At 66.4% G+C, this 26,457-nt stretch carries 21 protein-coding genes; 11 read left to right on the forward strand and 10 right to left on the reverse strand.

Going from position 1 to position 26,457, the window contains the following annotated elements; translation table 11 throughout:
* Positions 1–4: 4 nt before the first annotated feature.
* From rpoD to Q5H94_RS02465, 4 genes are all read right to left on the reverse strand, one after another.
* Positions 5–2,029 carry an RNA polymerase sigma factor RpoD gene (gene rpoD, locus Q5H94_RS02450; RefSeq protein WP_304559606.1) on the reverse strand — a complete coding sequence of 675 codons (2,025 nt, stop codon included), beginning with the start codon at positions 2,027–2,029 and terminating at the stop codon, positions 5–7.
* Positions 2,029–3,900, reverse strand: coding sequence for a DNA primase (gene dnaG, locus Q5H94_RS02455; RefSeq protein WP_304559607.1), 1,872 nt, complete (start codon positions 3,898–3,900; stop codon positions 2,029–2,031). The genes rpoD and dnaG overlap by 1 nt, the downstream gene beginning before the upstream one ends.
* Positions 3,897–4,286: a GIY-YIG nuclease family protein gene (locus tag Q5H94_RS02460; RefSeq protein ID WP_304559608.1), complete on the reverse strand. Its 390-nt coding sequence runs from the start codon at positions 4,284–4,286 to the stop codon at positions 3,897–3,899. Before Q5H94_RS02460 ends, dnaG begins: the two co-directional genes overlap by 4 nt.
* A 136-nt stretch (positions 4,287–4,422) precedes the next feature.
* A complete protein-coding gene (locus Q5H94_RS02465) occupies positions 4,423–4,875 on the reverse strand; it encodes a GatB/YqeY domain-containing protein (RefSeq protein WP_304559609.1) in 453 nt (150 codons plus the stop codon).
* Between the two features lie 134 nt (positions 4,876–5,009).
* Between Q5H94_RS02465 and carA the strand changes: the two genes are divergently transcribed.
* The 5 genes from carA to greA all read left to right on the forward strand — a co-directional run bounded on the left by carA (position 5,010) and on the right by greA (position 10,894).
* The gene (gene carA, locus Q5H94_RS02470; RefSeq protein ID WP_304559610.1) at positions 5,010–6,176 is read left to right on the forward strand and encodes a glutamine-hydrolyzing carbamoyl-phosphate synthase small subunit; all 1,167 of its coding nucleotides are present in this window, start codon (positions 5,010–5,012) and stop codon (positions 6,174–6,176) included.
* Positions 6,173–6,643, forward strand: a complete 471-nt coding sequence (locus Q5H94_RS02475) for a hypothetical protein (protein WP_304559611.1) — start codon at positions 6,173–6,175, stop codon at positions 6,641–6,643. The genes carA and Q5H94_RS02475 overlap by 4 nt, the downstream gene beginning before the upstream one ends.
* A complete protein-coding gene (locus Q5H94_RS02480) occupies positions 6,640–7,002 on the forward strand; it encodes a ribonuclease E inhibitor RraB (RefSeq protein ID WP_304559612.1) in 363 nt (120 codons plus the stop codon). The genes Q5H94_RS02475 and Q5H94_RS02480 overlap by 4 nt, the downstream gene beginning before the upstream one ends.
* Position 7,003: 1 nt before the next feature.
* Positions 7,004–10,336, forward strand: a complete 3,333-nt coding sequence (gene carB, locus Q5H94_RS02485) for a carbamoyl-phosphate synthase large subunit (protein ID WP_304559613.1) — start codon at positions 7,004–7,006, stop codon at positions 10,334–10,336.
* Between the two features lie 81 nt (positions 10,337–10,417).
* Positions 10,418–10,894 carry a transcription elongation factor GreA gene (greA, locus tag Q5H94_RS02490; protein ID WP_304559615.1) on the forward strand — a complete coding sequence of 159 codons (477 nt, stop codon included), beginning with the start codon at positions 10,418–10,420 and terminating at the stop codon, positions 10,892–10,894.
* A gap of 213 nt (positions 10,895–11,107) precedes the next feature.
* On the opposite strand, the gene Q5H94_RS02495 is transcribed toward greA, so the two are convergent.
* The 5 genes from Q5H94_RS02495 to Q5H94_RS02515 all read right to left on the reverse strand — a co-directional run bounded on the left by Q5H94_RS02495 (position 11,108) and on the right by Q5H94_RS02515 (position 13,118).
* The gene (locus Q5H94_RS02495; protein ID WP_304559617.1) at positions 11,108–11,332 is read right to left on the reverse strand and encodes a DUF4170 domain-containing protein; all 225 of its coding nucleotides are present in this window, start codon (positions 11,330–11,332) and stop codon (positions 11,108–11,110) included.
* A gap of 94 nt (positions 11,333–11,426) precedes the next feature.
* Positions 11,427–11,882 (reverse strand): hypothetical protein, encoded by a 456-nt coding sequence (locus tag Q5H94_RS02500; RefSeq protein ID WP_304559618.1) that lies wholly within the window; start codon positions 11,880–11,882, stop codon positions 11,427–11,429.
* Positions 11,879–12,229, reverse strand: coding sequence for a DUF3618 domain-containing protein (locus Q5H94_RS02505; protein WP_304559621.1), 351 nt, complete (start codon positions 12,227–12,229; stop codon positions 11,879–11,881). Before Q5H94_RS02505 ends, Q5H94_RS02500 begins: the two co-directional genes overlap by 4 nt.
* A complete protein-coding gene (locus tag Q5H94_RS02510) occupies positions 12,226–12,624 on the reverse strand; it encodes a phage holin family protein (RefSeq protein ID WP_304559623.1) in 399 nt (132 codons plus the stop codon). Before Q5H94_RS02510 ends, Q5H94_RS02505 begins: the two co-directional genes overlap by 4 nt.
* Positions 12,625–12,647: 23 nt before the next feature.
* The gene (locus Q5H94_RS02515) at positions 12,648–13,118 is read right to left on the reverse strand and encodes a hypothetical protein (RefSeq protein ID WP_304559624.1); all 471 of its coding nucleotides are present in this window, start codon (positions 13,116–13,118) and stop codon (positions 12,648–12,650) included.
* Positions 13,119–13,268: 150 nt separating this feature from the next.
* Between Q5H94_RS02515 and eno the strand changes: the two genes are divergently transcribed.
* The gene (eno, locus tag Q5H94_RS02520) at positions 13,269–14,546 is read left to right on the forward strand and encodes a phosphopyruvate hydratase (RefSeq protein WP_304559626.1); all 1,278 of its coding nucleotides are present in this window, start codon (positions 13,269–13,271) and stop codon (positions 14,544–14,546) included.
* 70 nt (positions 14,547–14,616) lie between these two features.
* Positions 14,617–14,949: an FtsB family cell division protein gene (locus tag Q5H94_RS02525; protein ID WP_304559628.1), complete on the forward strand. Its 333-nt coding sequence runs from the start codon at positions 14,617–14,619 to the stop codon at positions 14,947–14,949.
* A 144-nt stretch (positions 14,950–15,093) separates the two neighbouring features.
* On the opposite strand, the gene Q5H94_RS02530 is transcribed toward Q5H94_RS02525, so the two are convergent.
* Positions 15,094–16,008: an alpha/beta fold hydrolase gene (locus Q5H94_RS02530; RefSeq protein WP_304559630.1), complete on the reverse strand. Its 915-nt coding sequence runs from the start codon at positions 16,006–16,008 to the stop codon at positions 15,094–15,096.
* A gap of 118 nt (positions 16,009–16,126) precedes the next feature.
* On the opposite strand from Q5H94_RS02530, the gene Q5H94_RS02535 reads away from it, so the two are divergent.
* From Q5H94_RS02535 to Q5H94_RS02550, 4 genes are all read left to right on the forward strand, one after another.
* Positions 16,127–17,863 carry a DUF885 domain-containing protein gene (locus Q5H94_RS02535; RefSeq protein ID WP_304559631.1) on the forward strand — a complete coding sequence of 579 codons (1,737 nt, stop codon included), beginning with the start codon at positions 16,127–16,129 and terminating at the stop codon, positions 17,861–17,863.
* Between the two features lie 105 nt (positions 17,864–17,968).
* Positions 17,969–20,008 (forward strand): malate synthase G, encoded by a 2,040-nt coding sequence (locus Q5H94_RS02540; RefSeq protein WP_304559749.1) that lies wholly within the window; start codon positions 17,969–17,971, stop codon positions 20,006–20,008.
* A gap of 96 nt (positions 20,009–20,104) precedes the next feature.
* Positions 20,105–22,198, forward strand: a complete 2,094-nt coding sequence (locus Q5H94_RS02545; protein WP_304559750.1) for an autotransporter assembly complex protein TamA — start codon at positions 20,105–20,107, stop codon at positions 22,196–22,198.
* Entirely contained in the window at positions 22,198–26,430 is a 4,233-nt protein-coding gene (locus tag Q5H94_RS02550; protein ID WP_304559633.1) for a translocation/assembly module TamB domain-containing protein, read from the forward strand. Before Q5H94_RS02545 ends, Q5H94_RS02550 begins: the two co-directional genes overlap by 1 nt.
* Positions 26,431–26,457 lie beyond the last annotated feature (27 nt).

A 26,457-nucleotide genomic window follows, 5' to 3' on the forward strand; every position in this document is an offset into this window, starting at 1 on the left:
GGGCTCACTGGTCCAGGAAGCTGCGCATCTTCCGCGAGCGGCTCGGATGCTTCAGCTTGCGCAGCGCCTTCGCCTCGATCTGGCGGATGCGTTCGCGCGTCACACTGAACTGCTGTCCGACTTCCTCGAGCGTGTGATCGGTGTTCATGCCGATGCCGAAGCGCATGCGCAGCACGCGTTCCTCACGCGGGGTGAGGCTCGCCAGTACGCGGGTGACGGTTTCCTTGAGGTTCGCCTGGATCGCGGCATCGACCGGGATGATCGCGTTCTTGTCCTCGATGAAATCGCCGAGATGCGAATCCTCCTCGTCGCCGATCGGCGTTTCGAGGGAGATCGGCTCCTTGGCGATCTTCATCACCTTGCGGACCTTCTCCAGCGGCATGGAGAGGCGTTCTGCCATCTCCTCCGGGGTCGGCTCGCGGCCCTGCTCGTGCAGGAACTGGCGGCTGGTGCGGACCAGCTTGTTGATCGTCTCGATCATGTGGACAGGGATGCGGATCGTGCGCGCCTGGTCGGCGATCGAGCGGGTGATCGCCTGACGGATCCACCACGTCGCATAGGTGCTGAACTTGTAGCCGCGGCGATATTCGAACTTGTCGACCGCCTTCATCAGGCCGATGTTGCCCTCCTGGATGAGATCCAGGAACTGCAGGCCGCGGTTGGTGTATTTCTTGGCGATGGAGATGACCAGGCGCAGGTTCGCCTCGACCATTTCCTTCTTGGCGATGCGCGCCTCACGCTCGCCCTTCTGGACCATGTTGACGATGCGGCGGAACTCGCCGAGTGCCATGCCGGTCTGCTGGCTGATCTCCGAGATTTCGAGGCGGATGCGGTCGGCCGCGTCGCTCTCGCCGTTGACGAAGTTCGTCCACTTCTTGTCGATCTTGGCGACGCTCGACAGGAACTGCTCGTCGAGCTCATGGCCGATATAGCGATCGAGGAAATCCTTGCGCGGCACCTTGTGGCGCTCGGCGAGGCGCAGCATCTGGCCGCCCAGCGCCGTGAGGCGACGGTTGAAGGCGTAGAGCTGATCGACGAGATATTCGATCTTGGCGTTGTGGAACTGGACGCTCTCGACCTCGGCGGTCAGCTCCTCGCGCAGCTTCTGATACTTGCGCTCCTCCGCCGCCGACAGCTCACCGCCGGCGCTCATCTGGTCGAGGCGCTGGGCCTGCATCTTGGAGAATTTCTTGTAGATCGCCGTGATGTTGGCGAACCGCTCCAGCGCGATCGGCTTGAGCTGCTCCTCCATCTGCGCGAGGCTGAGGGTGTTATCCTCCTCCTCATCGTCGCTCGGGCGCGGCGTGCGCCGCTCCTGCATCGAATCCTCTTCCTCCTCGGCGGGAGCCTCCTCGGGCTCTTCCTCTTCCTTGAAGCTGGGACCGGCGGTCTTTTCGGAGATTTCGCCCGACGCATCGTCATCGTCGTCGGTCAGCGATTCGGGGGCGGGATCCTTCGAGAGCATCGCGTCGAGATCGAGGATCTCGCGCAGCTGCATCGTGCCCTCGTTGAGCGCGGTCGACCAGTCGATGATGGCGTTGAAGGTAATCGGCGATTCGCACAGGCCGAGGATCATCGTGTCGCGGCCGGCCTCGATACGCTTGGCGATGGCGATCTCGCCTTCGCGCGACAGCAGCTCGACCGCACCCATCTCGCGCAGATACATCCGCACCGGATCATCGGTACGGTCGACGACTTCCTTCTTCTTGACGTCGATATTGGGCGCGGATTCCTCGGCGGTATCGGTCGCCTCGGCCTCGTCGTCGTCGGGCTGGGCGGTGTCGCCGTCCTCGCCCTGTTCTTCGTTCTCGACGATGTTGATGCCCATCTCGCTGAGCGCCGAGGTGATGTCCTCGATCTGGTCGGTCGACATTTCGCCGACCGCCTCGTTCAGCTGATCATAGGTGATGTAGCCGCGCTTCTTGGCGCGCGCGACCACCTTCTTGATGTTCGCATCGTTGAGATCGATCAGCGGCGCATCGCTACCCTCGTTCGTCTCGGGCAGGTCCGCCATGTCCGTCTTCGCCATCAATTGCCCTCAGCGTTGGAAGCTCTGGCGTCTTCGTTCGCCTGCACCAGATTTGCAAGCCGCGAGTCCAGAGCCTGTTTTTCCCGTACCAGCGACACCTGCCGCTCGAATGCCTCATCCGATAACGTCGCCGCCTCGCGATCGATCTCGGCGAGTGCCGCATCGATCTCGGGCCGTGCCACCAAAATCGCTATCGCTTCGTCAAGATCAGCACGCGCCCGCTCGGAATCCGAGCCTTTCTCGGTAAAGGAGAGGCTGAGCTGATCGGGACGAAGCAATTCATTGGCGATTTGATCGAAACCGGATGACGCCAATATGGTAAGAAGCCGATCACTATCAAGCGCCTGATCTTCGACGGCGAGATCGACCACCGCCTCGAACAGCCGCCCGAGCGCGCCGTCGGCCAGTTGTAGCGACCCGAGTACGTCCATGTGGCGCGCGATTTCGGCCGGGTGGCGGATGAGCCCGGCGAGCACCGCCTTGGCGAGGATACGGTCGATGCCCGACGCGCGCACGGCCTTGGCGTGGTGGCCGACCGGGGCGATGGGGGCTTTCCAGGGCTGGCCGGGTTTGCGGGCGGGGCCGCGCTGCTGCGGGACGAAGGGTGCGCGCGACGGGCGGACATGCTCGTCGAAACGGTGGCGGAATTCGGCGAGATATTCGGATTTCACGCCCGGATCGGCGATGGTGTTGGCCAGTTCGGTCAGGCGCGCCTTGAGGCCGGCCTTCTGTTCGGGCGTGGCGAGCGACTCGGCGGCGAGCTCGTGCGCCCAGAGCAGATCGACCAGCGGGCGCGTCTCGCGCAGCAGCGCCTCGAACGCCGCCGGGCCTTTCGCGCGGACGAGATCATCGGGGTCCTGACCCTGCGGCAGCGTCACGAAGGCGAGGCTGCGGCCCGGCGCGAGCAGGGGGAGGGCGCGGTGCGCGGCACGGATCGCCGCTTTCTGCCCGGCCGAATCGCCGTCGAGGCAGAAGATCGGCACGTCGGACATGCGCCACATCCGCTCGAGCTGATGCTCGGTGACGGCGGTGCCGTTGGGGGCGACGACCTCGGCGATGCCCGCGCCGGCCAGCGCGATCACATCCATATAGCCTTCGACCACGATCAGCCGATCGGCTTTGCGCGCGGCTGGGGCGGCCCTGTCGATATTGTAGAGCGTGCGGCCCTTGTCGAAGAGCGGAGTCTCGGGCGAGTTGAGATATTTGGGCTCACCGTCGCCGATGATGCGCCCACCGAAGGCGACAGTGCGGCCGCGCTGGTCGCGGATCGGGATCATCAGGCGGCCGCGGAAGCGGTCGTACGGCTCCTTGTTCTCGACCGAGATGAGGAGGCCTGCTTCGATGAGGAGCGGGTCGCCATAGTCCTTCAACGCGGCCTTCAGCTTCCCGCGCGAATCGGGCGCGAAGCCGAAGCCGAAATCGCGCGCGATCTCCGGGCGGATGCCGCGCTTCTCGAGCACCTTGCGCGCCTCCGCGCCGCCGATGCCGTCGAGCTGCTCGGTGAACCAGGCGGCGGCATCGGCGCAGGCTTCGTGCAGGCCCTTGGCGGCCTCGGCCTTTTCGGCGGCGCGCGGGTCCATCGCCGGGAGTTCCATGCCGGCGGATTGCGCGAGTTCCTTCACCGCATCCATGAACGGCAGACCGCGCTGGTCGGTCAGCCAGCGGATCGCATCGCCATGCGCCGAGCAGCCGAAGCAATGGTAGAAGCCCTTCTCGTCATTGACGTAGAAGGAGGGGCTCTTCTCGTTGTGGAACGGGCAGCATGCGCGATACTCGCGCCCCGCCTTCTGCAGCTTGGTGGTGCGCCCGATCAGCGTCGACAGCGTGGTGCGCGCGCGGAGTTCGTCGAGGAATTGCGGGGAGAGGGTCATGGCGCGGGATCTGTGGCACGTGCTTCGACAGGCTCAGCACGAACGGGATTTTGAAATGAGGGACTGACCCCCGACTCCGTTCGTGCTGAGCTTGTCGAAGCACGTGTCCCACGCGACACCGCCAGTTGCGACACCCGCTCCCAATCGCCCGCGATCAGCGCTTCCTTCTTGGCGCGCGACCACCCCTTAATCTGCCGTTCCGCCGCAAGCGCCTCGAGCCGGCTCGCGAAATCCTGACACCAGACCAAGGCCACCGGCTGGCGACGAGCCGTGTAGTCGCTTCCCGCGCCACCTTCGTGCGCACCGATCCTCGGTTCGAGATCGTCGGTGTGGCCCGCATAGTAGCTGCCGTCACCGCAGCGCAGGAGATAGGCCCAAAACACCATCGCGAGGCGATGCCAGATATCGGCGATTCGGTCGAGAGGGTGGTACTTGGGGCACGTGCTTCGACAAGCTCAGCACGAACGGGAAGGAGTGGGCGCAGGCCGGGGGGAGGTGGGAAGAAGGCCTGTGTCGCTCACCTCAGCTCAGCGCCGCTTTCACCAGGCCGCTCGCCTTGGTCATGTCGAGTTCGCTCGCGTGGCGGGCCTTCAGTTCGGCCATCACGCGGCCCATGTCCTTCATGCCGCTCGCGCCCAGCTCGGCCTTGATCGCCTCGATCGCGGCCGTCGTCTCGGCTTCGGTCATCTGCTGCGGCAGGAAGCGTTCGATCACCGCGATCTCCGCGCCTTCCGCGTCGGCGAGTTTCTGGCGGCCGCCCTTCACGAACATCTCGATCGATTCGCGACGCTGCTTGACCATCTTCTGCAGCACCTCGACCACCAAAGCGTCATCCTCGGTCGGCTGGGCCTTGGTGCGCTCCTCGATGTCGCGGTTCTTGATCGCCGACTGCACGAGGCGGAGCGTGGCGGTGTCGGCCTTTTCGCCCGCCTTCATGGCGGTGACGAGCGCGGCCTTGATGTCATCCCGAATCATTTTTCGAAGTCCCGATAGCAATCCGCACGCTTAGCCGAAGCGGCCGGGCGATAACAGATTGACGCTATGCCCCGCTGTCTCTAGCTCCCGCCGCTTAGCGACATCGACAACCCGACGAAGGAGTGCCCGCCGCAATGGCCGAGCCTAAACCCATGCCCGCGCCTGAAGGAGCGACCGGCGTTCTGGTCCTCGCAAGCGGCGATGTGTTGTGGGGGCGCGGGTTTGGAGTCGAGGGCGCGGCGGTCGGCGAGGTGTGTTTCCACACCGCGATGACGGGCTATCAGGAGATCATGACCGACCCGTCGTTCGCCGGGCAGATCATCACCTTCACCTTTCCGCACATCGGCAATGTCGGCGCGAACCCCGACGATATCGAAGCGGACGACCCTCATGCGCTCGGCATGATCGTGCGCGAGGACGTGACCGCGCCGTCGAGCTTCCGCTCCAACGAGCGGCTCGACGACTGGATGGTGCGGCACAACCGGATCGGCCTGTCGGGCATCGACACGCGCGCGTTGACGCGGCGGATTCGCGCCGGCGGCGCGCCCAACGGCGTGATCGCGCATTCGGCCTCGGGTGATTTCGACATCCCGGCACTGCTCAGGCAGGCGCAGGCATGGCCGGGGCTCGAGGGCATGGACCTCGCCATCGAAGTGACGCGCGAGACGCACGGGACGTGGGACGGCGGCATCTGGCGGCTCGGCTTCGGCTACGACGCGCAAGGCCGCGACGATACGCGCCCGCATGTCGTCGCGATCGATTACGGGGCGAAGCGCAACATCTACCGCAACCTCGTCGCGGCGGGTGCGCGCGTGTCGGTGATGCCGGCGACGGCGACCTTCGAGGATGTGATGGCGCTGATGCCCGACGGCATCTTCCTGTCGAACGGCCCCGGCGATCCCGCGGCGACGGGCGCATATGCCGTGCCTGTGATCCAGAAGTTGCTGGAAACGGGTATTCCGCTGTTCGGCATCTGCCTGGGGCACCAGTTGCTCGCGCTGGCGGTGGGCGCGCAGACCAGCAAGATGTTCCAGGGGCATCGCGGCGCGAACCATCCCGTGCGGCGCGCGTCGGACGGCGTGGTCGAGATCACGAGCATGAACCACGGCTTCGCGGTGCTGCGCGAGACGCTCCCCGCCAACGCCCGCGAGACGCACGTATCGCTGTTCGACGGCTCCAATGCCGGTCTCGAGCTGACCGACAAGCCCGCGTTCAGTGTGCAATACCACCCCGAGGCGAGCCCCGGCCCGCAGGACAGCCTGTACCTGTTCGAGAAGTTCGTCGGGATGCTGAAGGCGTGAGGCGTATCGTCGCCACATTGGCGATCGCGTTGCTGGCATCGGGTGCGCACGCGACCGACGTGTCGCGCACGGTTGCCGGCTGGACGCTGGCCGACGCGGGCGGGAAGCCCGGGGATGATGGCGACCGCTCGCTTTCGATCGATCGCACGACCGATGCGGCGGAGGTGCGCTACACGCCCAACGGCCGTTCGCCCGAAAATGGCATCGTCGCGGTGTTCGTCGCATCCTTTCCCGGATGCACCGGCGGGAACACCGCGATGGGCGTGAATTTCGACGGCGCCGCTGCCCGCGAGAAGGCGGTACGCGATACCGTTCACACCGTGTTCGCCGGCTATGCCAAGACCTGCAAGCTGCCCGCCGATACCGAGATCGGGACAATGAAAGGCTTCACCGAGGCCTTCGCCGCGGTCGAGAAGCAGCTCCACGACCATCCTTTCACCTATCCGCCCGAGAAGGACGCCGAATGACCCTCCCAGATGTGGATCCGGCGCGGCTCGAGGCGGAATGGGCCGAGGACAAGCAGGTGCTCGCCAGCCTCGCCGCCAACGGCGACCGCGCGGAGATCGTGCGCCCCGTCGACGTCAGCTTTCGCGGCGACGACGAGGCGCTCGACCGGCTGGAGGACGATGCCGGGGAACTCGGCTTCGAAGTGATCGAGCGCGAGGAGGACGAGGACGGCGAGATGAGCCTGTTCCTCGGCTGCGAGCAGACCGCCGACGAAGCCGCGATTCGCGCGCTGACGCTGAAATGCCTGCAGATCGAGCTGATCTACGATGTGGAATATGACGGCTGGGGTTGCACGGCCGAGGACGGACAGACGAACTGATATGCCAAAACGTACCGACATCTCCTCGATCCTCGTCATCGGCGCGGGGCCCATCGTCATCGGGCAGGCGTGCGAGTTCGATTATTCGGGCGTGCAGGCGATCAAGGCGCTGAAGGAGGAGGGCTATCGCATCGTCCTCGTCAATTCGAACCCGGCGACGATCATGACCGATCCCGAGCTGGCCGATGCGACCTATGTCGAGCCGATCACGCCGGCGATCGTTGCCAAGATCATTGAGAAGGAACGGCCCGACGCGGTGCTGCCGACGATGGGCGGGCAGACCGCGCTCAACACCGCTCTGGCACTCTACAACGACGGCACGCTGGAGAAGTATGGCGTGCAGATGATCGGCGCCGATGCCGCCGCCATCGACAAGGCCGAGGACCGGCTGAAGTTCCGCGACGCGATGGACAAGATCGGGCTGGAAAGCGCGCGTTCGGCGATCGCGCATACGGTCGAGGAGGCGTTGGCCGGGCTGGAGAAGACCGGGCTGCCGTCGATCATCCGCCCGAGCTTCACGCTGGGCGGCACCGGCGGCGGGGTGGCGTACAACCGCGAGGAATTCATCGAGATCGTCCGCTCCGGCCTCGACGCTTCGCCGACGACCGAGGTGCTGATCGAGGAATCGCTGCTCGGTTGGAAAGAGTACGAGATGGAGGTCGTGCGCGACCGCCACGACAATTGCATCATCATCTGCTCGATCGAGAATATCGATCCGATGGGCGTGCATACCGGCGATTCGATCACCGTCGCGCCCGCGCTGACGCTGACCGACAAGGAATATCAGATCATGCGCAATGCATCGATCGCGGTGTTGCGGGAAATCGGCGTCGAAACAGGCGGTTCGAACGTCCAGTTCGCGGTCAATCCGAAGGACGGCCGCCTCGTCGTCATCGAGATGAACCCGCGCGTCTCGCGCTCCTCCGCGCTCGCCTCCAAGGCGACGGGCTTCCCGATCGCCAAGGTCGCGGCGAAGCTGGCGGTGGGCTATACGCTCGACGAGATCACCAACGACATCACCGGGGCGACCCCGGCGAGCTTCGAGCCGACGATCGATTACGTCGTCACCAAGATCCCGCGCTTCGCCTTCGAGAAGTTCAAGGGCAGCCAAGCGGTGCTGTCGACCGCGATGAAATCGGTCGGCGAGGTGATGGCGATCGGCCGCAACATCCACGAATCGTTGCAGAAGGCGCTGCGCGGGCTGGAGACCGGTCTGTCGGGCTTCAACATGGTCGAGCATCTGCAGGGCGCGCCGCGCGCGGAGATCGAGGCGGCGCTGGCGACCGCCACGCCCGACCGGCTGCTGGTCGCGGCGCAGGCGCTGCGCGAGGGCTTCACCGTCGCCGAGGTCCATGCGATCGCCAAATACGATCCGTGGTTCCTGGAGCGGATCGCCGAGATCGTCGCGGCCGAGAACCATGTCTGTTCGAACGGCCTGCCGCGCGACGCGGTTGGGATGCGGCGGCTGAAGGCGATGGGTTTTTCCGACAAGCGGCTGGCGTATCTCGCGCTGCAATCGGCCAATCTGCGGCGCGGCACCGAAGGCTTCGCGCGCGGCACCGGCCTGATCCATGATGCGGTCGTCGCGATGACCGGCGGTACGAGCGAGGCGGATGTGCGCAAGCTGCGCCACCGGCTCGGCGTGCGGCCGGTGTTCAAGCGCATCGACACCTGCGCGGCGGAGTTCGACGCCAAGACGCCGTATATGTATTCGACCTACGAGGCGCCGAGCTTCGGCGAGCCGGAGTGCGAGAGCCAGCCAACCGACCGGAAGAAGATCGTCATTCTCGGCGGTGGTCCGAACCGGATCGGGCAGGGGATCGAGTTCGACTATTGCTGCTGCCATGCCTGCTTCGCGCTGGCGGATGCCGGCTATGAGACGATCATGGTCAACTGCAACCCGGAGACAGTCTCGACCGATTACGACACGTCCGACCGGCTCTATTTCGAGCCGCTGACGGCCGAGGACGTGCTGGAGATTCTCGAGGTCGAGAAGTCGAACGGCACGCTCGTCGGTGTGATCGTGCAGTTCGGCGGGCAGACGCCGCTCAACCTCGCGCAGGCGCTGCAGGATGCCGGCATCCCGATCCTGGGCACCTCACCCGACGCGATCGATCTGGCCGAGGACCGCGAGCGGTTCGCGGCGATGATCAACAAGCTCGGCCTGCGCCAGCCCGCGAACGGCATCGCGCGCAGCCGCGACGAGGCGGTCGCGGTGGCGGAGAAGATCGGCTATCCGGTGCTGATGCGCCCCAGCTACGTGCTGGGCGGGCGGGCGATGGAGATCGTCGACGGGCGCGCGCAGCTCGAGGAATATATCCAGACGGCGGTGCAAGTCTCTGGTTCCTCGCCGGTTCTGATCGACCAGTATCTGCGCGACGCGACCGAGGTGGACGTGGATGCGATCTCCGACGGCACCGACGTCGTCGTCGCGGGCGTGCTCCAGCATATCGAGGAAGCCGGCGTCCATTCGGGCGACAGCGCGTGTTCGATCCCGCCCTACAGCCTCGCGCCCGATGTGATCGCCGAGATCGAGCGCCAGACGCGCGCGCTCGCCAAAGCGCTGTCGGTGGTCGGGCTGATGAACATCCAGTTCGCGGTCAAGGACGGGCTGGTGTACCTCATCGAGGTCAATCCGCGCGCCAGCCGCACCGTGCCCTTCGTCGCCAAGGCGATCGGCGCGCCGGTCGCGAAGATTGCGGCGCGAGTGATGGCGGGCGAGAAACTCGCCGATCTGCCGCCGATCGACCGTAACATCGAATATTATGCGGTGAAGGAGGCAGTGTTCCCCTGGGCGCGCTTCGCGGGAGTCGATCCGGTGCTCTCACCGGAAATGAAGTCCACGGGCGAAGTGATGGGGATCGATCCCGACTTCTCGACCGCGTTCGCCAAGGCGCAGCTCGGCGCGGGCACCGTGCTGCCGCAGTCGGGGACATTGTTCGTCAGCGTCAAGGGCACCGACAAGCAGGTCGTGCTGCCGGCGATGCGGCTGCTCGCCGATCACGGTTTCACGATCGTCGCGACGGCGGGGACGGCCGATTACCTCGCGGAGAACGGAGTGGCGGTAGAGCGCGTCAACAAGGTTGCGCAGGGCCGGCCGCACATCGTCGATCGCATCAAGGACGGCGATATCGACCTGATCTTCAACACGACGGAAGGGTGGCAGAGCCTCAAGGATTCGCAGCCGATCCGTGCCTCGGCGGTCGCGCAGAAGATTCCCTACTTCACCACGGCGTCCGCCAGCGTCGAAGCGGCGCAGGCAATCGTCGCGCTGGCGACGCGCGATCTTGAAGTAAAGCCGCTTCAATCCTATTATTCCTCTTCGCACCACTAATCCCCCACCGATGAGAACAGTGCGGGCCGGCTCGAGAGAGCGGGTTGGGGGCGCTATTTTTCGGGACGAAGGACTTTAGGGATGGCTACCGTCGACAAGATGCCGATGCTGCAGGAGGGCTATGACACGCTCACTGCGCACCTCAAGCAACTCAAGGCGGAGCGCCCGACCATTGTCGATGCGATCGAGGAAGCGCGCGCGCACGGCGATCTTTCGGAAAACGCCGAATATCATGCCGCCAAGGAGCGCCAGGGCCAGATCGAGGCGTCGATTTCCGACATCGAGGACAAGCTGAGCCGTGCGCAGGTGATCGATCCCAAGGATCTGTCGGGCGACAAGGTGATCTTCGGCGCGACGGTGACGTTGCTCGACGAGGACGACAAACCGATCAAATACCAGATCGTCGGCCAGACCGAGGCGGACGCCAAGGGCGGCCGCATCTCGTACAACTCGCCGCTGGGCCGCGCGCTGATCGGCCGCAAGGTCGAGGACGAGGTCGAGGTGACGGTGCCATCGGGCGATCGGTATTACGTCGTCGAGAAGATCGAGTTTATCTAGGCGGCGGCGACGCGATTGGCGAAGCCAATCGCGAGCTCAAGCCGCGCCCGGCTCGTATTTCATCGCCAGAGAAAGAAGTGAGACCCCGGCTCAAGGCCGGGGCGACGGGTTGTTGAGTTCGCCGCCGGCAGAGCCGTCGGCCGGGTTCGCGCTTGCGCGACCCGCCGTCCGAACCTGGCGATGCGCTGCGCGCACCGGCTTGTAAGCTTTGGCTTACGCGCCTTCGCGCAGGTCTGGCTCCAGCAACCGATGTAGATGCACGATCACATATTTCATCTCGGCATCGTCTACTGTGCGCTGTGCCGCGCCACGCCACGCCTTTTCGGCGCTGGCATAGTCCGGGAAGATACCGACGACGTCGAGGGCGTCAGGGTTGCTGAAGTCGAGGGTCTGGGGGTCGCTGACGCGGCCGCCGAAGACGAGATGGAGCTTGCTCATGGCGTATGATTCCTTGGGGAAGGGGTTTCACCTCTCCTAAGCGGACGGCGGTTCATTTCAACGCTGTGCTGACATCATAAACCAGAAAATCACTCTAGGCGTCTTTCTTCGCCCCCTTTGCGGCACTCGCCGCGGCGGAGCCGGCGGTGTTGAGCGCCTTGAACACGCCGTCGATCAGCTTGCCGGCGGTATCGCGCGCGACGTTCTTGTTGAGGCCGAGCGCGTCGAGCTCGGCCTGGCCCGCGTCCTTCGCGGCCAGCACCGCGCCCTTGGCGGTGTCGGCGAGGCGCTTGCCGACGGGCGCGAGCAACTGCGCCTCGCTCCTGGTGCGCGGGATCAGCGCGCCGACCAGCACTCCGAGCGCGACGCCGCCGACCAGCACGCCGAGCGGATTGGCCTCGATCGCATCGACCGTCTTGCGCGCGCTTTCCTTCGCGCTGTCGCGGGTGGAATCGAGAACCTGAACGGCCTTGTCCTTGGCCTTTTCGAGTGTCGTGGCGGGCGCTTTTTCGGGGGTTCCGGCGGGCGCGGTCGTCTCGGTGGTCGTCATTGTTCGCTTCCTTTCGTCGCGGCCGCAGCCTTGCGTCTGGAGTAACTCTTCGGTGTCGGTTCCGTTTCAGCGGGCTTGCGCCGGAACAGCGCGGCGATGGGGCCGCGCGCCGCGAACAGGCCGACCGCCGCAACCACGCCCGCCACGCGCAGCGGATTGCGCTTCGCCGCGGCGATGCCCGCATGCGCGAGTTCCTGCCCGGTCTCGCGCAGTTCGTCGATTGCGTCACGCGCGAGGGCGGCGGGCTTCAGCCGCGCCTGGATCGCGACCAACGTACCCGCCAGCCGCGAGCGCGCGAGCTGCGAGCGCTCCTCCGCCGTGGTCAGTTCGGTGCGTTCGTCGGTCATTTCCGGTCGGCCTTCTCGCGGATCTCGGTGAGCTTCTTGATCTTGAGGATCGCGACCTGAATCATCCCGCCGGCGATGAGGAGGGCGGTGCCGACGACGATCAGGGTCGCGAGCGCCGGGCTTAGTTGCGCTTCCTGGCGAAGGATGATGAGCAGCCCGACGAGGAAGGCGATGAATGCCGATTGCGCGATCAGGAAACCCGCCACGATCAGGATGATCGCGGTGCGCGCCTGCCGCAGCCGTTCGTAGACCTGCGCGCGCCACAGCCGCAGCTCGGCGCGGATGAAGCGTTCGACATCGTCGATCAGCCGCAGGAACAGCTTCACGAAGCCGCCGTCCTCGGCGGCGGGTGCAGGTGGCGCGGGCTGCGGCTCCAGTGGCGCCTCTTCGGCCATCATTCCCCCAGGCGCGTTCGAGATCAGGCTTTGTCGGGGGCGTTATCGGCCTCAAGCCCCGACTTGATCAGCCGCACGAGCACGAAGCCAAGCGCGGCGGCGGTGCCGATGGCAACCGCCGGGCTCTTTTTCACGAAAGCGCGGGCGTCTTCGATGAGATCGTCGACGTCCTTCGCCTTGATCGATTCGGAAAGGCTCGCGATCTGTTCTGCTGCGGAGCGGGCGTACTGGCCGTATTGCGCGCCGACCTTCTCATCGACGGTGTTGGCGGCATCGCCCATCAGGCGCGAAAGCTCGTCGAGCGCGCCGCCCGCGCGCGCCTTGCCGTCCTCGGCATAGGTACGCGCCTTGTCGGCAGCCTCGGTCTTCAACTTGGCGGCACCGTCCTTGATCGCCTGCGTCGCGCTGGGCTTGGCATCCGCCGCGCCGCTCGCCTCGCTGGGGGGCGTGTCGTTCAGCACGTCGTTGAGCTCGTTCGAAGTTTCGTCGGCCATGCCACACGCCTTTCCCGGGTAAAGTCTTGACGCTTCAAACCGGCAGGCACTGGCCCCGGTTCCATCGCCCGTAGATGAATTGCGGCCCGTGCCGTTAGCCGATAGAGGCTGCCCGCATACCGCGCCGCACAACGATAGAAGGATCATTCCGTGACCGCAATCATCGACATCCACGCCCGGCAGATCATCGACAGCCGGGGCAATCCGACGGTCGAGGTGGACGTGATGCTCGAGGACGGCAGTTTCGGCCGCGCGGCGGTGCCCTCGGGCGCGTCGACCGGCGCGCACGAGGCGGTCGAGAAGCGCGACGGCGACAAGACCCGCTGGCTAGGCAAGGGCGTGCAGGCGGCGGTCGATGCCGCCAATACCGAGATCGCCGACGCCGTGCTGGGCATGGATGCCGAGGACCAGAGCGACGTCGACCGGGCGATGATCGAGCTCGACGGGACGGAGAACAAGGGCCGGCTGGGCGCGAACGCGATCCTCGGCGTCAGCCTCGCGGTGGCGAAGGCGGCGGCGGATGCGCGCGGGCTGCCGCTCTATCGCTATGTCGGCGGCGTTTCGGCGCACGTGCTGCCGGTGCCGATGATGAACATCATCAACGGCGGCGAACATGCCGACAACCCGATCGATTTCCAGGAATTCATGATCGTGCCGGTCGGCGCGCCGTCGATCATCGAGGCGGTGCGGTGCGGGGCTGAGATCTTCCATACGCTGAAGAAGGGCCTGCACGACAAGGGCCTGGCGACGTCGGTCGGCGACGAGGGCGGCTTCGCGCCGAACATCGCCAGCACCACCGACGCGCTCGATTTCATCATGCAGTCGATCGAGAAGGCCGGCTACACGCCGGGCGACGACGTGATGATCGCGCTCGATTGCGCCGCGACCGAATTCTACAAGGACGGCAAGTACAACATCTCCGGCGAGGGCAAGATCCTCTCCAGCCAGGAGATGGCGGGCTATCTCGGCGATCTCGTCGCGAAATATCCGATCTTCTCGATCGAGGACGGCATGAGCGAGGACGATTGGGAGGGCTGGAAGGCGCTCACCGACCTCGTCGGCAGCAAGTGCCAGCTCGTCGGCGACGACCTGTTCGTAACCAATCCGAAGCGCCTCAAGACCGGCATCGACCAGGGTATCGCCAATTCGATCCTGGTGAAGGTCAACCAGATCGGCACGCTGACCGAGACGCTGGAAGCGGTGTCGATGGCGCAGCGCGCGGGTTATACCGCCGTCATGTCGCACCGTTCGGGCGAGACCGAGGATGCGACGATCGCCGACCTCGCCGTTGCCACCAATTGCGGGCAGATCAAGACCGGCAGCCTCGCGCGCAGCGACCGGCTCGCCAAGTACAACCAGCTTATCCGCATCGAGGAGGAGCTCGATCTGGCGGCGGTCTATGCCGGACGGAGCGTGCTGCGTAAGTAGTGTTCCGCTAGGTAGAAATTTGCGGCGAATCGAGCTTGATCCGCGAGTCGCGATGCGTCAGAATCGGCGCATGGCAAAACGTAAAAGCTCGAAGCCGTCGACGCTCCGCAACATGCTCCGCCGCGCGGGTCCGCCCGCGGCGCTGCTGACGGTGGGCGCGTTCTTCGGCGGCTATGCGATCATCGGGCCGAACGGCGCGCTGGCATATGGCGATATCGAGCGGCACCTGGGGCAGAAGCAGGCGGAGCTCGCGTCGCTGAGCAAGCAGCGCGACGTCCTGAAGAATCGCGTCGAGCTGCTCGATCCGAAACATGCCGACCCGGACATGGTCGACGAGCTGGTGCGCAAGGACTTGAACGTCGCGCACCCGGATGAGGTGATCGTTCCGCTCGACGGGAAGTGATTTTCCATCCTCCCCCGCCAGGGGGAGGTGTCGCGCAGCGACGGAGGGGGCGGACGGCGGCGTCCTCTCGAGCGTTCCGCTGACCTCCCCCTCCGTCATGCTTCGCATGCCACCTCCCCCTGGCGGGGGAGGATATCGCTATGCTCAACCGCCCGGCAGGATCGGCTGCAGCTTCGCATCGAAGAAGGCGTCGCGTTCGCCTTCCTCGATCGCGCGCGTTTCTTCCACCGAGGGGCGGTGGCCGAGGAAGGTGAGCAGGTCGCGCGTGAAACGGTCGCTTTCGGTGATCGTCAGGCCGTGCGGCGCGCCGTCATATTCGACGAGCTGCGACTGGCGGATGCCCTTGGCGGCAAGACGCCCGGTCGCATCGATCGGCACCGTCTTGTCGGCGGTGCCGTGGACGACGAGCGTCGGCACGGTGATCGCGGGCAGATCGGGCCGGAAATCGGTGAAGCTGAACGCCTTGGCACATTCCAGGATCGGCTTGAGGCCGGCCTGACCGGTGACCTGCGCGGCCCATTCCAGCGTTTCCTCGCTGACCGGCGAGCTGATGAAGCCGACGCCGAAGAATTGTTTGAAGAACGGCTGGAAGAAGCCGTAGCGGTCGCGCCTGATGCCGTCGGCTATCCCCTGCAATTGATCGGCCGGCACGCCTTCGGGATGATCGTCGGTCTGAAGGAGATAGGGCACGACCGAGGCGATAAGCCCCGCGCCGATCACGCCCCGGCCGCCGTGGCGGCTCATGTAGCGGGCGACCTCGCCGCCGCCCATCGAGAAACCGACGATGGTCGCGTCCTGCTCCGCACCCGCCGCCTTCATGACGTCGGCGAGATCGTCGGCGAGCGTATCGTAGTCATAGCCGCCCCAGGGCTGGCCCGAGCGGCCGAAGCCGCGCCGGTCGTAGGCGATGGCGCGGAAACCGGCCTCCGCCAGCGCCAGGGCCTGCGCGTCCCAGCTGTCGGCGTTGAGCGGCCAGCCGTGGAGGAGAATGACCGGGCGGCCTTCGCCCCAATCCTTGACGTAGAGATCAGTGCCGTCGCGCGTCTTTACATAGGGCATGGTCGTTCTCCTTGAGATCACAGCCAAAACGAGCGCGGGGCGGGGGCGTTCCCGCCGGGGTGGCGCACGCCGCCGCAAGCTGCCAGCATCCGGCCGCAAACGAATCACGGGAGCGGGTATGCGTAAGGTGGTATTTGGGGGATTGGCCGCGCTCGCGCTGGCGGGCTGTTCGGCGCACCCGCCCGCACCGAAGGATACGTTGCCCACGCTGGCCGCGATGCCGACCGATAGCTGGCCGAAATTCCGCGACGCCTTCATCGAGAACGGCTTCCGCATCGCGCCGGCGGGCGCGGTCTATCAGGGCCGCCACGATTTCGACGGCGGCCTCGGCGACTGGAGCCCGCAGGGGCTCAAGCAGCAGGGCGATTTCCTGCGCGATGCGATCGCCAAGGCCAAGGGCTTCGACGCTGCCAAGCTGAGCAAGGACGATGCGTTCGAGCGCGAGTATCTGATCACCGTTGCACAGGGGCAGCTGTTCTGGTTGGAAGATGCCGACCAGCCGCATCGCAACCCGGCCTGGTATATCGGGCAGGGGCTCGACCCGAACGTCTATATCGCGCGCAACTATACCGATCCCGCGACCCGGATGCGCGCGACGATCGATTTCCTCCACAAGATCCCCAAGGCCGCAGCGCAGATCCGCGCGAACCTGAAGACGCCGATGCCGCTCAGCTACATCAATTACGGTGTCGCGGGCTTCAAGGGGCTGGCCGATTACTACACCGGCGACGCGAAAAAAGCGTTCGCGGACGTGAAGAGCCCCGCGCTGCAGGATGAGTTCGACAAGACATCGAAGGCGGCGAACAAGGCGATGACCGATCTTGCCGCGTGGCTGGAGAGCCAGCGCGGGACGGCGACGCAGGATTTCGCGCTGGGCGCGGATAAATTCTCGCGAATGATCAAGGAGACCGAGGGCGTCGACGTGCCGCTCGCCACGCTGGAGGCGGCGGGCAAGGCCGATCTGGCGCGCAACCAGAAGGCGCTTGGCGAGGCGTGTGCGATCTACGCGCCGGGTGCGACGATCCAGGCATGCATGACGAAGATGGGCGCCAACAAGCCCGCCAACAACGATCCGGTGGCGGAGGCGCGCAAGCAGATCCCCGAGCTGCGCGCGTTCGTGCTGGCGAGCGGGGTGGTTTCGATCCCCGACAACGAGCAGGCGCTGGTCGAGGAGAGCCCGCCCTACAACCGGCAGAACTCGGCATATATCGATCCGCCGGGGCCCTATGAGAAGGGCATCCCGTCGATCTACTATATCTCGCCGCCCGATCCTTCGTGGAGCAAGGCCGACCAGCTCGCCTTCATTCCGGGCAAGGAGGATCTGCTGTTCACCTCGGTGCATGAGGTGATGCCGGGGCATTTCCTGCAGTTCCGCCACGCCAACAAATCGCCCTCGATCTTCGGGCGGATCTTCGTCGGCTATGCCTATGCCGAGGGCTGGGCGCATTATGCCGAGGAGATGATGTGGGAAGCGGGGCTGCATAAGGGGAACGCCGAGACGCACGTCGGCCAGCTTTCCAACGCGCTGCTGCGCGATTGCCGCTTCCTCTCGGCGATCGGGCTGCACGCGCGGGGCATGACGCAGGAACAGTCGCGCCAGATGTTCCTCAAGGAATGCTATCAGGACGAGGGCAACGCCAAGCAGCAATCGGCGCGCGGCACGTATGACCCCGCGTATCTCAACTATACGATGGGCAAGCTGATGATCCGCAAGCTGCGCGACGACTGGACGGCGAAGCACGGCGGGCGGGCGTCGTGGAAGCAATTCCACGACACGTTCCTCAGCTTCGGCGGCCCGCCGATCCCGCTGGTGCGCAAGGCGATGCTGGGCGGCGACGGGAAGGCGGTGTTCTAAAGGACGAGGCGGAGTTTCGTTCAGCCCCTTGAACGAACCCCGCCTGCTCGCCTAAGCGCGGGCCGCCTCCCCGGGTGCTTATCGTCAGGAGACCTTGTGCCCGAGATGCTCAACCGTGCCGGCCTGTCCGTTGCCGCCCCGCTCGTGTCCTTCATCGAAGAGCAGGTGCTGCCGCCGCTCGGTATCGCCGCGCCGGGATGGTGGGAGGGCGTTGCGGGCATCCTCGTCGCGATGGCCCCGGAGAATGCGGCGCTGCTGGCGAAGCGCGACGATCTGCAGACGGCGATCGATGCGCGCTATCAGGCGGGGGAGGCCGCAGACGAAACCTTCCTGCGCGAGATCGGCTATCTCGTGCCCGAACCGGAGCCCTTCACGGTCGGCACGCAGAACGTCGATGCCGAGGTCGCGGCGATGGCGGGGCCGCAGCTCGTCGTGCCGGTGCTCAACGCGCGCTTCGTTCTCAACGCCGCCAATGCGCGCTGGGGCAGCCTGTACGATGCCTTCTACGGCACCGATGCGCTGCCCGGCATGGCGGTGCCCGGCGGATACGATCCGGTGCGCGGCGATCAGGTTATCGCGGCCGCGCGCGAGTTCCTGAACGCCGCCGTGCCCGGCTGGGAAGGCGCGCTGAAAGGCGAGGGGCATCCCGATCTCGTCGCGGCGAGCGAGCGCGGCGCGCTGTTCCGGCACAATGGCTTGTTTATCGAGGTGGTGGTCGACCGCGATCATCCGATCGGCGCGACCGATCCGCTCGGCATCGCCGACGTCGTGCTGGAGTCGGCGCTGACCAGCATCGTCGATCTCGAGGATTCGATCGCGGCGGTCGATGCCGAGGACAAGGTGGCGGCCTATGCCAACTGGCTCGGGCTGATGCGCGGCGATCTGGTCGAGAGTTTCGAGAAGGGCGGCAAGACGATCACGCGCGCGCTGAACGGCGACCGGGTGTTCGGCGACGTCACGCTGCCGGGGCGCAGTTTGCTGTTCGTCCGCAACGTCGGGCATCTGATGACGACGCCGGCGATCCATCTGCCGCACGACGGCGAGGCGCCCGAGGGCATCCTCGACGCGATCGTGACGTCGACCATCGCGCTGTACGATCTGCGCGGGCTCGGTCGGTACAGCAACAGCCGCGCGGGTTCGGTCTATATCGTCAAGCCGAAGATGCACGGACCCGAGGAAGCAGCCTTCACCAACCGCCTGTTCGATGCGGTCGAGGATCTGCTGGGGCTGGCGCGGCATACGCTGAAGGTCGGCGTGATGGACGAGGAGCGCCGCACCTCCGCCAATCTCGCCGCCTGCATCCATGCGGTGCGGGACCGGATCGTCTTCATCAACACCGGCTTCCTCGATCGCACCGGCGACGAGATGCACACCGCGATGCAGGCCGGGGCGATGATCCCCAAGGCCGAGATGAAGGCGAGCGACTGGATCAAGGCCTATGAGGATCGCAACGTCCGCATCGGGCTTGCCTGCGGGCTGTCGGGCAAGGCGCAGATCGGCAAGGGCATGTGGGCCGCGCCGGACCGCATGGCCGACATGATGGAGCAGAAGATCGCGCATCCGAAATCGGGCGCGAACACCGCCTGGGTGCCGAGCCCGACGGCCGCGACGCTGCATGCGATGCATTACCATCAGGTCGATGTCTTCGCGCGGCAGAAGGAAATCGCCAAGGAGGCGATCCCGGATCTCGGCGGGCTGCTGACGGTGCCGGTCGCGGCGCAGGGGCGGAACTGGACCCCCGAGGAGGTGCGCGCCGAGCTCGACAACAATGCGCAGGGCATCCTCGGCTATGTCGTGCGCTGGATCGATCAGGGCGTCGGCTGCTCCAAGGTGCCCGATATCCACGACGTCGGCCTGATGGAGGACCGCGCGACGCTGCGCATCTCGTCGCAGCATATGGCGAACTGGCTGTACCACGGCGTCGCCACCGCCGCCGATGTCGATGCCGCGCTGACGCGGATGGCGGCGAAGGTCGACGTGCAGAATGCGGGCGACCCGCTGTACCGGCCGATGGCGGGCAACGAGGATGCCAGTCTCGCCTATCAGGCGGCGCGGGCGCTGGTGTTCGAGGGGCTGTCGCAGCCGAGCGGCTACACCGAGCCGTTGCTCCATGCCTACCGCGCGCGGGCGAAAGCGCGCGGCTGATGGAAACCTTTCGGATTCGCGCGCGTTAGGTGAAGGTCGGGGGTATGGCGAACGTGGTTGTATCCCCAGCAAAGGGGATAGAATCGCTTGGTGTCGCTGGAATTTTCGACCGGCCTGTTGTTGCTCGTTGCCGCCGCGTCACCCCAGCAGGTGACGCCGCCGCCGCCCGTGGCGGATCAGGCACCCGCGCAGCCGGCCGATCCCGACGCCGACAAGCCGATCATACCCGAGGCCGAGTTCGACAAGGCGCTGCCGCCGCTGTCGAACGATATCAACGCGCCGCTCGAGCCGATCGCCATCGAGCCGATCGGCGCGCCGCCGCCCGTCACCGTCCCGCCGACCGCGCCGACGCCGCAAGAACCCGCCGAGCTGTCGCAGCCGCTGCCGCCGCTCGCGACGTTCGATTCGACGCCGTTCGTCACGGTCGCCGACGTCGAGGACAAGGAAACCCAGATCCGCTACGACACCGTCCTCAAGGGGCTCGACGGGATCGGGCTGGGGGGACAGTTCAACAGCCTGTCGGCGCTGAAGGACGGCGGCGGCAAGGCGGCCAATGCGACGATGGTGTCGGCGCGGGCACGCGAGGACGAGGCGCTCGCAGGACGGCTGATGCGCTCGCTCGGCTATTACGACGGCACCGCGATCTCGACCATCGAGGTCGTCAAGGGCGCGGACGGCAAGACCACCGACCGCCTGCGCGCGATCGTCAGCGCGACGCCGGGCAAGCTCTATCATCTGAGTTCGGTGACGATCGTCGCCGACCCCGTCGTCCCGGCCGATCTCATCACGACGGCGATGCCGCTCAAGACCGGCGACCCGATCGATGCCGCGCGCGTGCAGGGCGCGGAGGCGAACGTCAGCACCGTCCTGCCGCAACAGGGCTATCCCTTCGCCAAGGTCGGCCAGCGCGACATCATCCTCGACGATGCGACGACGACCGGTGCCTACACGCTGCCGGTCGATGTCGGGCCGCGCTCGTCGTTCGGCGCCTATACCACCACCGGCACGCTTGCCTTCGACGCGCAGCATGTCGGCGTGCTCGCCCGCTTCAAGAAGGGCGAGCTGTGGGATACGCGCAAGGTCGATGACCTGCGGCAGGCGCTGATCGCGACCGGGCTGCTCTCCACCGTATCGGTCGAGCCGGTGCAGACGGGCCAGCCGGGCCCCGACGGCACCCAGCAGGTCGATCTGCTGGTGCGCCAGATCGCCGGCCCGCCGCGCAGCCTGGCGGTGAGCGGCGGCTACAGCACCGGGCAGGGCTTCCGGCTGGAGGGCACCTTCACCCACCGCAACCTTTGGGAGCCCGAAGGTGCGCTGATCGTCAACGTGATCGGTGGCTCACAGGAACAGGGGCTCAGCACGACCTTCCGTCGCTCCAATGCCGGCAAGCGCGACCGCACCGTATCGCTGACGGCGTCGGCCAATCATTCGAACTACGACGCCTACAATGCCTTCACCGGCACGCTGGCGGGCCGCATCTCCTACGATTCCACCCCGATCTGGCAGAAGCGGCTGACCTATAATTTCGGCTTCGAGCTGACCGGCACGAACGAGAGCATCTACGATTTCACCGCGCTCGATAAGACGCGAAAGACCTATTTCATCGCAGCCCTTCCGGTGCAGGCGCTGTGGGACACGTCGGACAATCTGCTCAACCCGACCAAGGGTTACCGGGTGAAGGTGAACCTGAGCCCCGAAGCCTCGGTGAAGGGCAAGGCGAGCCCCTATGTCCGCGGGCTGGTGGAGGCGAGCGCTTATTATCCGGTGTCGGACAGCCTCGTCATCGCCGGTCGCGTGCGGGCGGGATCGATCATGGGCATTTCGCGCAACGAACTGGCGCCGTCGCGGCGTTACTATGGCGGCGGCGGCGGATCGGTGCGCGGCTACGGATATCAGCGGCTCGGGCCGTTCGATCCCAATGGCGATCCGGTCGGCGGACGCTCGCTCAGCGAATTCTCGATCGAGGCGCGATACCGCTTCGGCAATTTCGGCATCGTGCCGTTCTTTGACGGCGGCAACAGTTATGAAAGCAGTATCCCCGGCGTGAGCGATCTCAAATTCGGCGCGGGTATCGGCGGGCGTTTCTACACCAATTTCGGCCCGCTGCGCGTCGACGTCGCGACGCCGCTCAACAAGCGCAAGGGCGACGGGCTGATCGCACTCTACATCTCCATCGGGCAGGCGTTCTGATGGCGAGCGAGGCGCCTGCGGATGAGGTCGTGGTGGTGAAGCGCCCGCTGTGGCAGCGGATCGCGAAATGGGTCGCGATCGGCTTGGCGGGGCTGCTGCTGGCGATCGTGGCGCTGATCTTCGGGCTCGATACGCAGCCGGGGCGGCGCTTCGTCGTCAATATCGTCAACGGCTATACGCTGGCGTCCGGGCTCAACGTAAAGGTCGGGCGGATCGACGGATCGATCTACGGCGCGATGGTGCTGCGCGACGTGCGGGTGAGCGACCAGAACGGCCTGTTCCTCACCTCGCCGGAGATCGCCGTAGACTGGCGGCCGTTCGAATTCACGCGCAACCATGCCGATGTGCGCAGCGCGACCGCCGCGCTGATCACGATGAGCCGCGCGCCGGCGCTGAAAGCCGTGCCGGTCGATCCCGGCACCCCGACGCTGCCGAGCATCGATATCGACGTGGGCCGCCTGAAGGTCGGGCGCTTCATCCTGCAGAAGGCGGTGGCGGGCACGGCCTATGCCATCGCCATCGACGGCAATGCGCACATCGCCGACCGGCGCGCGCAGGTGACGGCGAACGTCGCGTCGAGCGGCGGCGACAAGCTCGCGGTGAAGCTCGATGCCGTGCCGGACGACAATAAATTCGACGTGGACGCCGTGCTGGCCGCGCCGGCCGGTGGCGTCGTGGCGTCGCTCGCCAAGACCACCGCGCCGCTCGACCTGAAGATCGGTGGTACGGGCAGCTGGAAGGCGTGGAACGGCAAGGTGACGGGCACGCTCGGCGGAGCGTCGCTGGCGGACCTGACGCTGACCGCCAACAGCGGCACTTTCAAGCTGCGCGGCAACACGCATCCCGGACTCTATCCCGGCGGCGCGCCGAAGGATCAGGCGACGCCGGTCAACCCCGTCGCGCGGATTACCGCGCCGCAGCTCGACGTGTCGGTCGATGCGACGCTCAACCAGCGCCGCATCGATACGCGCTTCGCCTTCAAATCGGACGCGCTGGCGGTGGCGGGCGGCGGGCTGGTCGATCTCGCGGCGAGCAAGTTCGGTCAGTTCAAGGTCGATGCGAAGCTGCTGACGCCCGGTGCGATCGCGCCCAACCTCAACGGCCGCGACGTGGCGGCGAGCGTCGTCGTGGACGGCGCGTTCGCGACGCCGACGGTCAATTACGTCGTCAAGGCGGCCTCGATCGGCTTCGGCGAATTGCGCGTCGATCAGGTCTATGCCTCGGGCTTGGCGACGGTGGACGCCAGGCACATCAAGGTGCCGATCGCGGCGCGCGCCGCCCGCGTGACGGGGCTGAACGCGGCGGCCGGCGGCCTGTTGCAGAATGTCGCGATCAACGGCGATCTCGCGATCAGCGGCGACAAGATCCTGTCGGACAACCTCAGGATCCGTTCCAGCAAGATCGACGCGACCGCGATCGTCGTCGCCGATCTGTCGAGCGGCATGTACCGCGGCGCGCTCAACGGGCGGGTCAACAATTACCGGGTCGAGGGCTTCGGCATCGTCAGCCTCGCGAGCGACGCGAAGCTGGTGACGGCCCCCAAGGGCGGTTTCGGCATCACCGGCCATGTCGTCGCGCGCACGTCGCAGATCTTCAACGAAGGCGCGCGCGAATTCCTCGGCGGCAACGCCATCGTCAAGGCCGATGTCGGCTACGATCCGAACGGCATCATCACCTTCCGCAACCTGACGCTGGCGGCACCGCAATTCACCGTGCGCGGCGGCAGTGGGCGGTATGATCCGAAGGGGCCGCTCGCGGTCAACGCCGATGCCTATTCGACGCAATACGGCCCGCTCTCGGCGCGGGTGACGGGGACGCTGGAGAAGCCCGTCGTCCTGCTGCGCGCGGCGCGACCGGGCGTCGGCGTGGGGCTCGTCAATGTCGAGGCAGTGATCCGGGGCACGGGCCAAGCCTATGCCATCGTCGCCAAGGGCGGGACCAATTACGGGCCGTTCACCGCCGACGTCATCGCCTCGCTCGGGCCGGTGCTGACGGTCGATATCCGCAAGGCGCGCTTCGCGGGCATGGATATCCGGGGCAAGGTCCAGCAGACAAAGGCGGGGCCGTTCGCGGGCCGTGTGCAGTTCGCCGGCTCCGGCATCAACGGTGCCGCGACACTGGCCGCGCAAGGCTCGGTCCAGCGCGCCGACGTCGCCGCGACCGCTTACGGCGCGAAAATACCGGGTGCGACCGAATTCACCATCGGCCGCGCGATCATCAAGGCTTCCGCGATCCTCTATGCCAAGGCACCGCAGATCGTCGCGGACGCGCAGATCGCCGACCTGCGTTACGGCGCGGCGGTGATCTCCTCGGCGCGCGGCAAGGTCGATTACGTCGGTGGTTCGGGCACGGCGCAATTGCTCGCGACCGGATCGACCGGCGTGCCCTTCCGCCTCGCCGCCAATGCGCGGCTGAGCCCGGCGCTGTGGCTGATCGCCGCGCAGGGACAGGCGAACGGCATCGACTTCAAGACGGCGACGCCGGCGCGCATCGCCATTGCCAAGGGGACGTACACGCTGCAGCCGACGCGGCTCGATTTCGGCGGGACCGGCGGCGGATCGGCGCGCGTCGCGGGCAGCTACGGCAAGGGGCTGAGCGCGCAGGTGCGGCTCGACAAGCTCGATCTGTCGATGATCAACGCGGTCGTGCCGGGGCTCGGGCTGGGCGGCAGCGCGACCGGCGCGCTCGATTTCTCGCAACCGACGAGCGCGAGCTTCCCGCAGGCCGATGCGCGGCTGCGGATTTCGAACTTCACGCGATCCAGCCTCGCCAGCGTCTCCGCGCCGGTCGATATCGTCTTTGCGGGCAAGCTGCTGACCGATGGCGGCGAGGCGCGCGCGCTCATCAATCGCGGCGCGACCACTGTCGGGCGGATGGTCGCGACGCTGCGGCCGTTGCCGCCGGGTTCGGGTAGCTGGACGACGCGGCTGATGTCCGCGCCGCTGTCGGGCGGTATCCGCTACAACGGGCCGGGCGCGGTGCTGTTCTCGCTGGCGGGGCTCGCCAACCAGCAACTGAGCGGGCCGATCGCGGTCGCCGCCGATTTCAGCGGAAAGGTGTCCTCGCCGCAGCTCAACGGCCTGATCCGCGCCGACAACCTCACCTACACCAACGAAACCTACGGCACGCGGCTGACCAATATGCGGATCGGCGGGCGCTTCACCAACGACCGGCTGGAGATCACGACGTTGCAGGCCAAGGCCGGGACGGGGACGGTCGACGCCAAGGGTTCGGTCGGCTTCGCGGCCGACGCGGGCTTCCCGATCGACGTGACGGCGACGCTCAACAACGCGCAGCTCGCGCGCAGCGATGCGCTCGGCGCGACCGCTACCGGCACGATCCGCGTCACCAATTCCAAGGCGGACGGCGGCAACATCACCGGCGATATCCGCATCCCCAACGCCCGTTACGAGATCATCGTGCAGGGCCAGGCCGAAGTGCCCGAGCTGACCGGCGTGCGGCGCAAGAGCGACATGGTGAAGGCGGCGGCGAACGGCCCCGCCGCCGCGCCCGTCGGCCTGTTCAAGCTCGATCTGCGCGTGCGCGCGGCCAACCAGCTGTTCGTCAGCGGCATGGGCCTCGAATCCGAATGGTCGGCCGATTTCCGCATCACCGGCAGCTCGGCCAACCCGCAGATCGTCGGGCGGGCGGATATCGTGCGCGGCACCTACACCTTCTCGGGCAAGCGCTTCGATATCGACCGCGGCATCGTGCGCTTCAACGGCGGCATGCTATCCGATCCCGAACTCGATATCAGCGCGTCGACGACGGTCGATACCGTCTCCGCCGTCATCAACATCGGCGGGACGGGCCAGCGCCCGCAGATCACCTTCACCTCGACGCCGGTGCTGCCGCAGGACGAGGTGCTGAGCCGCTTGCTGTTCGGCAGCTCGGTGACGAACCTGTCGGCGGTCGAGGCGATCCAGCTTGCGGCGGCGCTCAATTCGCTGCGGGGCAGCGGCGGCGGGCTCAACCCGCTCGGCAAGCTGCGCTCGGCGACAGGCATCGACCGGCTGCGCATCGTCGGCGGCGACAAGACGAGCGGGCAGGGGACCAGCCTCGCGGCGGGCAAGTACATCACCAAGAACATCTACGTGGAGATCATCACCGACGCGAAGGGCTTCACCGCGACGCAGCTCGAGGTGGCGCTGGCGAAGGGCCTGAGCGCGCTGTCGCAGGCGGGGACGTTCGGCAACACGAACGTCAGCGTGCGCTACAAGAGGGATTTCTGAAACGGAATCCTCTCCCGCCAGGGGGAG

This window comes from Sphingomonas immobilis, assembly GCF_030580995.1.
Classification (GTDB): Bacteria; Pseudomonadota; Alphaproteobacteria; order Sphingomonadales; family Sphingomonadaceae; genus Sphingomonas; species Sphingomonas immobilis.